We start from the raw sequence: 10,001 nt of genomic DNA on the forward strand, positions 1-10,001 counted from the left end.
GGACTAAAGCATCTTTTATTCCCCTCTCCTGATATGAGGAGAGGGGTTAGGGGTGAGGTGGGTTTTATATTACATTCTAAAGTTGTTTATCTATAATCACCTTTAATCTCTAAACAACACTTTTCAAATCTCCGACAATTCCTAAACCTTTTGAATTTGTTCCATTAAATAATTATAGTAATCAGGCTTAGGTTCTATAATAACTACTTATCAACAGATATTCTATCTTTGGCTTTATTAGCATTACTAGCATTTTTAGTTGCTTCTTCTCGGTTAGACTTCATCTCTTCTACAGTCTTAACTTTTAGGCGAGCAGCCCCTTGATATCCTTCAGCAGTCTCAATTAAATCTTCAGACGCTAATCTCTCTTTGGCACTAGCAATTGCTTCTTGATATTGTGGTAACCACTCTTTTTGTGCTACTAGCATCTCATCTACCATCTGCCAGATTTCAGGTGGATTACAGATTGCTCCAGTTAAGGGGTCCATCATCATCGCTTGACGTAACAAGGTATCATCTCCATTAACAGCCGCCTCAACAGCTAAACGTTGAACACTAATACTTGCATTACAAACAGCAGCACATCCCAACGGTAAATCACCTACTTGAGGAATATTAATTCCGTTAGCGTCAACATAGCCTGGTACTTCTACCACAGCATCATCAGCTAAATTAGTGATTGCTCCATTATTAATCACATTGAAATGCCCCCGATAAATCCTCCCTGTCTCCAAAGACTCTATAATATAAGAACCATGCTCTTCACTACGCTTTTCAGCACTAAACTCTTTAGCAGGCTGCTGTAACCAATTAGGAAAATCAGTCTCAAACCAATTCCGCCCTTCAATACAGACCCTTAAATATCCTCCTGTCTCACCATTAATCCAATCACTTAAGTCTATCCAATCTTTAATCTCTTCAGGGCGCTTACGATACCAAGGTAGATATTCACTTAAATGTCCATTGGATTCTGTACTATAATAACCAAATCTGCGTAACATATCGATTCTTACTTTCTCAGTCTGGCTATACTCTGGATGATTTTCAAATGCCTCTAATAATTTATCAGTCATATCCTCACCATTATGTTTAATCTGAAGATACCACGTTTGGTGATTGATACCAGCACAGATAATATCTACTTCACTCTGTTTTAGACCTAATACCTCTGCTATTTGCTGATGTCCATGCTGCACACCATGACAGAGTCCAATCGTCTTAACCTTACCATACTCATTACATGCCCAAGTAATCATAGCATTAGGATTAGCATAATTTAACATAATACAACCTGGCTCACTAACCTCACGAATATCCTTACAAAATTCCAACATTGCAGCAATTCCTCGCTGACCATACATAATTCCTCCAGCACAGAGAGTATCACCAACACATTGGTCAATACCATACTTTAATGGAATATCTATATCTAATTTAAAAGCATCTAAACCGCCAATTCTAACTACATTAATCACATAACGAGCATCTTTAAGAGCTTCCCTTCTATTAGTGGTAGCCATTATCTTAATATCAAGACCATTTTCATTAATATCTCTTTGACAAAGCTGAGTTACCATCTCTAAATTTCTTTGGTTGATATCAGTAAAGGCAATTTCAATATCATGAAATTCCTCAACTACTAGTAAATCACTCAATAAATTCCGTGTAAAACCTACACTTCCGGCTCCAATAAAGGTCACTTTAAATGGCATAATATCACTCTCCTATTTTATTTATTAATAAACCGATAAATTAGTTTAATCTAATATAATTACAACCTTCTAGAGAATACCTAGAAGGTTGTAGCTTAATTAATTTAAATTAGAAACTAACCTTTAATTTAGTTTTTAGAGAATTACCTTCTCCATCATCAGTATCATCACAATTACTTCCAGTAATATATTTAGCTTCAGTATTCCAACTAATATTGTCAGATAATTTATGATCCAAACCAGCTGCTAAGTAAGTATATTTAACATAATCATTATTAGCAGATACATCATCAGCAGATTGATTTACTAATTTAGCAGTTACAGTAGTAATATCACTCATAGCATATTCAGTCTTTAAAGTAAGAACAGTTATATCAGTATTTTCTTCATAACCATTATTTTTAATAAACTCTACAGAAGCAGTATTAGTAAATGCTCCAGTGGTATTGTCTAAAGCTAACTTAATAGCATTCTTCTTTTCAGGATCATTAGCATGATCATATACAGTATAATCGGCTTTTAAAGTATTGTTATCATTTAATGCAAAGTCACTACCAACATTAAACTTATTGTAATCATCATCTTTCTCCAAATCATTATAATAGGATACAAAATCTTCTCCAACAGTTTCAAACTCACCACGTACAGTTACCATATCAGTAAGTACATAGTTAGCATTTACGTTGAAGAATGAAGAAGTTGTATCAGCCTCTTTTGCGCTATTAAATGCCAGCTGACCATTAACTGTTAAAGCATTACTAACAGTCGCATTAGCTTCTAGAGCTAAGTCAGTAACCTTCTCAGCAGCCTCTCTTGCATGATATAATTTACCAGTAAGCTTAGTAGCACCAAAATCTTTTGCTACAGTCACACCATAGAAATCATCTTCTTTTTCATCTTTACCTAATACAAAAGATCTTACATCTACATCAGCAACAGTTGTAGTTATATCCACCCCTTCCATATCTTCATCATTGATGAAATACTTATCTACCTTAGTACCATTTAAATCCCCAGCTTTAAGTGTAGAAACATCATTAGTGACTGTTAATAAAGCAGTATCCATTTTGAACTGATTTGTATCATCATTTTCACCTAAATCATAACCGGTATTGCTATAAGGTACACGAGTAGCCTCAGCAAAACTATTGGTAATAGTGTCTACAGCTAAGTCGAATTTGATATTATCAACATTTCCTGTGATATTTAGACCAATTGTTTGATAAAATGCTTTTTCAGCAGGAAAATCATCGCCATCCTTTCTATCTCCTGTTTCAGGCAAATCAATATCTAGCACATCCCCCTCTTGCCATAATTCAGCAGTGGTATCCTCATCCTCCCCATAGTGACCAATCTCAAAAATAGTCTCAACCTCTCCTGTAATCTCCACATTGTCTACAACTGCGAATGCTGGTACCGTTACAGCTATAACTAAAGCAAATGTAAGTAATAAAGAAATCTTTCTCATTATTATTTTCCCCCTTTTATTTTGTAATGATTATTTTTGAAATATTCAAATAATTTTTAATCTAAGTTATACTTGTAGCTTGTAGGAGTTCACCTCCTTTCTGCCTTGATATAACAAAATTTCCTCTGTCAACTTATTTCTATTTATTTAAACAAATTTTGAAAATTAATTTTATAGATTTATCTTCTGTAAATTTAGCTTTTCACTAAAATGACAAGCTACTTGGTGCCCATCAACTACTTCTTGTAATACAGGTACCTCTACTTTACACTTTTCCTTGGCATAAGGGCATCTTGTATGGAACACACAGCCAGTTGGTGGATTGCTCGGTGATGGTATATTTCCTGATAGGATAATCCGCTTCTGCTTAATAGTAGGGTCAGCAATCGGCACTGCAGATAATAAAGCCTCTGTATAAGGATGTTTAATATTACTGACTAATTCACTAGTAGTAGCTACTTCCATGACCTTTCCTAGATACATAACCACAATTCTATCAGCAATTCTATCAACTAAAGCCAAATTATGAGAGATAAAAAGATAAGTTAATCCTAAATCTTTTTGTAGTTTCTTCATTAAATTAATTATCTGCCCCTGAATAGAGACATCCAAAGCAGATACCGGCTCATCAGCTACAATAATATCAGGATTTAAAGCCAAGGCTCTAGCAATAGCAATTCTCTGTAACTGCCCTCCACTAAATTCATGAGGGAATCTAGTTAAATAACTACTTCTTAAGCCCACTGCCTCCAATAAATATTCCACTCTATCCCTGATCTCTTCTTTAGTCCATTTCTTACTATGAAAACGAAAAGGTTCACTTAAAATCTCTAAAATATTCATTCTTGGATTCAAAGAAGAATAGGGATCTTGAAAGATCATCTGTATCTCTTCTCGCAATTTAGCTAAATATTCTCTTTCGATATCAGCAATATCTAGCTTTTTCTTATCTTTAATTGGCTTCTTAGGATAATAGTTAATCTCCCCTGCAGTAGAATCATAGATCTTCATTACACAACGCCCTAGGGTAGACTTCCCACAGCCACTCTCTCCAACTAAGGCTACAGTCTCACCTTTTTTAATCTTAATACTTACATCATCAACTGCTTTAACATGAGCAACTGTCTTTTTAAAGATTCCTTTTTGGATTGGAAAATACTTCTTTAAATTCCTAATTTCAATAATTACATCCTTATCTTCTTGGCTATAATTATTCTCAAGTTCTACTGCCATTAGCTCTCATCCTCCTTATATAACCAACATTTAGTAATATGACCTGGCTTTACTTCAATCATTGGTGGATTTTGATATTTGCTAGGACACTGATTATTACAACGGGTCTGGAATCGACATCCAACTGGTATATTAAAAGGATCTGGAACTGTACCTTCAATAACTTCAAACTCCCTACCCCTATTTTGACCTAAGATAGGAATCGATTTTAATAATGCTTTAGTATAAGGATGTTGTGGTGAATGGAAGATATCCAGCACATCACCATACTCTACTACCTCTCCTAAGTACATTACAGCTACCTTATCTGCTACTTGAGCAACAACACCTAGATCATGGCTAATCATCAACATAGATGTTTTAAATTCTTCCTGTAATTCTTTCATTAACTCAAGTATTCCAGCCTGAATAGTAACATCAATAGCTGTAGTCGGCTCATCAGCAATCAATAAAGTTGGATTACAAGCAAGACCAATAGCAATCATCACTCTCTGTCTCATTCCTCCACTAAACTGGTGAGGATATTCATCTACTCTCTGTCTAGGATTTGCAATCCCTACCTTATCTAATAACTCAATTGCTCTTTCTTTTGCCTCAGCTTTAGTCAAATCAGTATGGCGCAATATAACTTCCATAATCTGATTTCCGATGGTGAATACTGGATTCAAAGAGGTCATTGGATCTTGAAAGATCATAGAGATTTCATTACCTCTAATCTGACTATACTCATCACCATCAGGATCAAGCTCTAATAAATTTATAGATTTATCCCCCTGATGGTATAATATTTCACCAGTTATCTCTGCTGGAGGCTGGGGTAATAAGCCCATAATCGATTTAGAAGTAACACTCTTACCTGAACCACTTTCTCCTACTAAAGCTACACTAGTATTTCTAGGTATAACTAAATTAACTCCATCAACTGCTCGCACCTTACCTTCTGGAGTATGAAAATGAGTCCTTAAATTCTTAATTTCTAATAATTTATCATCTTTCATATTAGCCACCATATCTTCTGTACTCATAAGCTTACCTCCTTATCCTTTTTTAATCTCCATATGGATCGATAGCATCTCGGAGTCCATCTCCTAAAAAGTTAAATCCAAGAACTGTAACTAATATAAATAATCCCGGTATCATTAACCATGGATACTGACTAATTGTTTGTAAGTTAGAAGCATTATTTAATAATACTCCCCAGCTAACCATTGGTGGCTGTAAACCTAACCCTAAAAAGCTTAATGCACTTTCTGATAAAACAAGTTGAGGAATTGTAATGGTTCCAATTATTATAATATGGCTCAATGCATTTGGTAATATATGCTTAATGATAATATAAGAGGTAGGAGCCCCTAAGGTCTCGGCAGCAAGAACAAACTCCGTATTTCTATAAGAGAGCACCTTTCCTCTGACCTCTCTAGCTAAATCTGTCCAGCTTAAAAAAGCAAAAATACAGATAATACCTGTTAATGTTGCCATAGGAGGCCATTCAGCTGGAATTGCTACACTTAAAGCCATCCATAATGGCAATTTAGGAAACATCTTAATCATCTCAATAATTCGTTGAATTATCATATCAACCTTTCCAGCATAATAACCAGATATAGCCCCAATTGCTGAACCAACTATGACAGTTATTGTTGCTCCTAATAAAGCAATTGTCACCGAAACTCTACTCCCATAAATAATCCTACTTAATAAATCTCTCCCTAATTGATCTGTCCCCAGAATATGGAATGTCACCTGATCTTCTACACCAAATAGATGTAAATCCATCTTAAAAAGACCTAAGACTTTATAACTCCATCCACTAACAAAGAAATTAATAGGATATCTTCTAGCAGTATCCTCTACATATGTTCGCTCCCAAGTGTCAGGATCCATTCCTTCTTCAAGCTTATACACGAAGGGACGCAAATGAAAGTCTCCCTTTTCATCAATAAAATGTATCCTTTGAGGTGGTAAATAAGAATTAGCTACTTTCGAACCTTTGTAATCATAAGGACTTAACAAAGGAGCAAATAAACTAATTAAGATAATTATACTTACTAATACCAAACCAACTACAGCTAAATTATTCTTTTTAAATCTACGAATAACCTTATCCTTAAAGCTCTCTACCTTAACCCTCTCTTCTACTACTACATTCATACTCTGCTGGTCTTTTGGAATACTTAATTGTTCATTACTCATAGCTAACCCTCGGATCTACTAATGCCAGTAAGATATCAGATAAAAGATTACCAATAACTAGGGTTACAGAGAGCATCATTAGAAAAGAACCAGCCAAGTACATATCTTGAGTATTTAAAGCAGTAAAGAACATCGGTCCAGTAGTCGGTAAGCTTAAAACAATACTACTTACCATCGCACCTTGAATTAAAAATGGTAATGACATCCCTAAATACATTACTATCGGTTGAATCGCATTTCTAAGAGCATGCTTGAAAATAACATAATTCTTCTTTAAACCTTTAGCCCGTGCTACCATAATATATTGTTGATTTAAAACATCCAATAAATTAGTCCTCATCACTCGCATATTCCGAGCTGTTCCAGCTAAACCAACAACAAATATTGGTATCCAAATATGCTTTAAGAAATCTATAAATTTAGCCCAATTCCAGTCAGCCATTACATACTCTGGAGAGAAAAATCCACCTACATGTCCACCAACTTTTACACTAATTAAATACATTAATACTAAAGCCACAAAGAATGGAGGAACAGAAAGAGCTAAAAAAGATAGTACTGTAAAAATGGTATCTATAACTCCATATTTATAAATAGCAGAGAAGATTCCTATTATCACCCCTACTACTACTGAAATCATATGAGCCCCTAAAGCAATCAACATAGTCATCCCTAAACGAGACCAGATTACTTCTGAAACTGGTCGTTTGTAGTTGAAAGAATAACCAAAATCACCTTTTAATACTATATTCTTGATCCAGTTAAAGTACTGAGCTATAAAAGGTTTATCAAGACCATACTTTTTTTCCACCTCTGCTGCTATTCTTTCAGCTTCCAATTTAGATATCCCAGTTCTAGACATTAAGGTACTTTTAAAAGTAGTTAAATAATCTCCTGGAGGTAGATTAATAATAATAAAGGAGATAAAACTAATAACTACTAACAAAGGAATTGCATATAAGATTCTTCTAAGAATATAACTTAGCATTTTTATTCCCCCTTCGTAATTGTATAGAATTAGTAATTTGCTTGAAGAATAATCATCCAAGCAAATTACTATAGCATAAAAATAATCTATTTATAGCTATCTGGTATAACAATCTTATCATGGTGCTGTGGTGTCTTCTGTTCTGCCTTTGGTGTCCACAGAATCTCAAGTGGGAAGTTAGACAAAGTCCAGTCGTATTGATAAGCGGGAGTATCTGGAGCAATATTTCTAATTCTATTATTAACTCCAATTCCACGTCTTACCTCTATAAGAGGAATGGTATAGCAATTTTTAGTATATATCTGTTGAACCTGAGAGAAGATCTCTGCTTTTTTATCAGGATCTATTGTTACTTGAGATTGTCTTAATAAATCAGCTAGTTTCTCTTCCCAAGCTAATAAATCCCTGTTGCCATCATTTGCAGTCAAATGCCACCAAGGAGCACTTTCATTAACTGGTCCAAGTGTTTCTGGTTTAGTATCAGGAACAGTTCTTGCATCTTCTCTGACAATTCTTAGATCATAGTCACCAATCATATCTTTCTGATTAGCTACATTTCCTTGTAATGGCTTAACCACTAGCTTAATCCCAATTTCCCTATACATTGGAATTAGTGCCTCTGCTATACTGATACTAGCAGCTTGGTCAGCACTCATTTCTGCTACAATAACTAAATCTTCACCTGTTAGCACACCTTCAGTCCAATTTACAATTCCATTACCATCAGTATCTTTAAAACCTAATTTTACTATTATCTCTTTGGCTTTAGCAACATTATACTTATAAGCAGTAACATCTTCATCATTATAATAAATAGAACCTGATGGATATGCCCCATACCAAGCTTGAACAAATCGGGGATTAGGGAATAAAACTTTAGCTATTCCTTCACGATTAGCTGCATAAGATAATGCTTTTCTAAATTCAGTATTTCTAAATAAATTCCGTTTAGCTTTATCTTTTTCAGTTTTTACACTAGCATACTTTGACATATTAACATAGACATGATATCCAGAATCAAAAGGACCAAAGTTAATATCAATATAATCTTTTTGTAAAGTAGCCTGTTTAATCATAGAAAAAGTACTTGGATTCTCAATATTAGTCCTATCACCAGAACCATTAATTAAATTTAAGGTTCTAACCTCTCCAGACTTAGCTTCTGTAAACCAGACCTCATCAAAATATGGTAACTGCTTACCTTCTTCATCTACCTGCCAGAAATAAGGATTTCTAGTTAATATCAGCATCTGTCCTGTCCTGTATTCTACTGGAACATAAGGTCCCATAGTTACTACAGGTAATTTAGTTGGAGGAGCTATATTTTCAAAATCACTATAACTCATCTTACTATTAAAAGCAGGATGCTGTGGCTTATAAATATGAGCTGGTGCTATAGCAAACTTATTATTACCAACCATATTGTAAAGGGCAGCAACAGGCTTAGCTACTCCAAAGTGCCATTTAATTGTATAGTCATCTACCTTTTCAAGCTCAGTAACCTTACCAGCAAAGGTCCAAGTAGTTGCAGAGGTTATACTCCTGCTGACTTTAGGATCTAAAATCATATGATTATAAGTAAATAATACATCATCAGCCGTAAAAGGCTCCCCATCTGACCATTTGGCTCCTTCGATTAAATGCATAGTTAAAGCCTTTCCATCCTTAGACCATTCCCAATCAGTTGCTAATCGAGGAAGAACTTGTGGCTTAGCCATCATCCACATTGGTCCTAATTCAACTAACCCTTCTTGAACAATCTGATTAATTCCAAAATATCCTTGAGTATGCCCTGCTGCCCAGTTCCAACTCTCTACTGGTACTGCAAAGGTATCTCTCCAAACTCCACCATATTCTCCAATGCCATCAGACATCATTTCTTTTTGAATAACAGCTGGACTTTTAGGTAGTCTCTCTTTAAGAGGAGCTAATTCTCCTTTACTTACTAAACCAGCAAGTTCTGGTGCCTGCTGATAATTTGATAGAGATTTATAAACATACATCTGATCAAGAGTAAGCTTTCCTGCTAACCTTCTATTAGCCTCAGCAGTTACCTCTGCTGTAGGGGGTGTTTTTTTACTTACTTTTTCAGTTATCTTTTCATCATTGCTACATGCTGAAAAGACAATAATCAACATCCCAATTATAAATATCGTTAATACTCTTTTATTCATGTTCCCACTCCCTCTTTTTATAGTTTTTATAAAGATAGAGAAGATTATATAACTTATAATAGTTATTTCTCACTTAAATAACACCCTCACCCCCCTTCTTTAGAATAATCTCTTATATTCCTATCTAATTACCTGATTTTTTATTAAGATATATCCTTAACCTAAACAAAAAACCCATCTTATAATATCTAAATACATACCTCTAGTAGACATTATAAGATGGGCTTATATAC

General features: G+C 34.6%; 7 protein-coding genes. All 7 read right to left on the minus strand.

Going from position 1 to position 10,001, the window contains the following annotated elements; all coding sequences use genetic code 11:
* Positions 1–203: 203 nt before the first annotated feature.
* Positions 204–1,712 (minus strand): alpha-galactosidase, encoded by a 1,509-nt coding sequence (gene melA, locus ACTCDL_RS11070; protein ID WP_463176551.1) that lies wholly within the window; start codon positions 1,710–1,712, stop codon positions 204–206.
* 109 nt (positions 1,713–1,821) lie between these two features.
* Positions 1,822–3,180: a hypothetical protein gene (locus ACTCDL_RS11075; protein WP_463176552.1), complete on the minus strand. Its 1,359-nt coding sequence runs from the start codon at positions 3,178–3,180 to the stop codon at positions 1,822–1,824.
* A gap of 171 nt (positions 3,181–3,351) precedes the next feature.
* On the minus strand, positions 3,352–4,413 hold the full coding sequence (locus ACTCDL_RS11080; RefSeq protein WP_463176553.1) for an ABC transporter ATP-binding protein: 1,062 nt from the start codon (positions 4,411–4,413) through the stop codon (positions 3,352–3,354).
* Positions 4,413–5,411 (minus strand): ABC transporter ATP-binding protein, encoded by a 999-nt coding sequence (locus ACTCDL_RS11085; RefSeq protein ID WP_463176558.1) that lies wholly within the window; start codon positions 5,409–5,411, stop codon positions 4,413–4,415. The genes ACTCDL_RS11080 and ACTCDL_RS11085 overlap by 1 nt, the downstream gene beginning before the upstream one ends.
* A gap of 49 nt (positions 5,412–5,460) precedes the next feature.
* Complete coding sequence (locus ACTCDL_RS11090; RefSeq protein ID WP_463176555.1) at positions 5,461–6,606, minus strand: ABC transporter permease; 1,146 nt, start codon at positions 6,604–6,606, stop codon at positions 5,461–5,463.
* Positions 6,599–7,594, minus strand: coding sequence for an ABC transporter permease (locus tag ACTCDL_RS11095; protein WP_463176556.1), 996 nt, complete (start codon positions 7,592–7,594; stop codon positions 6,599–6,601). Before ACTCDL_RS11095 ends, ACTCDL_RS11090 begins: the two co-directional genes overlap by 8 nt.
* An 86-nt stretch (positions 7,595–7,680) precedes the next feature.
* Entirely contained in the window at positions 7,681–9,768 is a 2,088-nt protein-coding gene (locus ACTCDL_RS11100) for an ABC transporter substrate-binding protein (protein WP_463176557.1), read from the minus strand.
* Positions 9,769–10,001 lie beyond the last annotated feature (233 nt).

This window comes from Orenia sp. (assembly GCF_055140805.1).

Excerpts from the sequence above, each read along its gene's own strand:
- melA (WP_463176551.1), bottom strand. The coding sequence starts at position 1,712 with ATGCCATTTAAAGTGACCTTTATTGGAGCCGGAAGTGTAGGTTTTACA.
- ACTCDL_RS11075 (WP_463176552.1), bottom strand. The coding sequence starts at position 3,180 with ATGAGAAAGATTTCTTTATTACTTACATTTGCTTTAGTTATAGCTGTA.
- ACTCDL_RS11080 (WP_463176553.1), bottom strand. The coding sequence starts at position 4,413 with ATGGCAGTAGAACTTGAGAATAATTATAGCCAAGAAGATAAGGATGTA.
- ACTCDL_RS11085 (WP_463176558.1), bottom strand. The coding sequence starts at position 5,411 with ATGAAAGATGATAAATTATTAGAAATTAAGAATTTAAGGACTCATTTT.
- ACTCDL_RS11090 (WP_463176555.1), bottom strand. The coding sequence starts at position 6,606 with ATGAGTAATGAACAATTAAGTATTCCAAAAGACCAGCAGAGTATGAAT.
- ACTCDL_RS11095 (WP_463176556.1), bottom strand. The coding sequence starts at position 7,594 with ATGCTAAGTTATATTCTTAGAAGAATCTTATATGCAATTCCTTTGTTA.
- ACTCDL_RS11100 (WP_463176557.1), bottom strand. The coding sequence starts at position 9,768 with ATGAATAAAAGAGTATTAACGATATTTATAATTGGGATGTTGATTATT.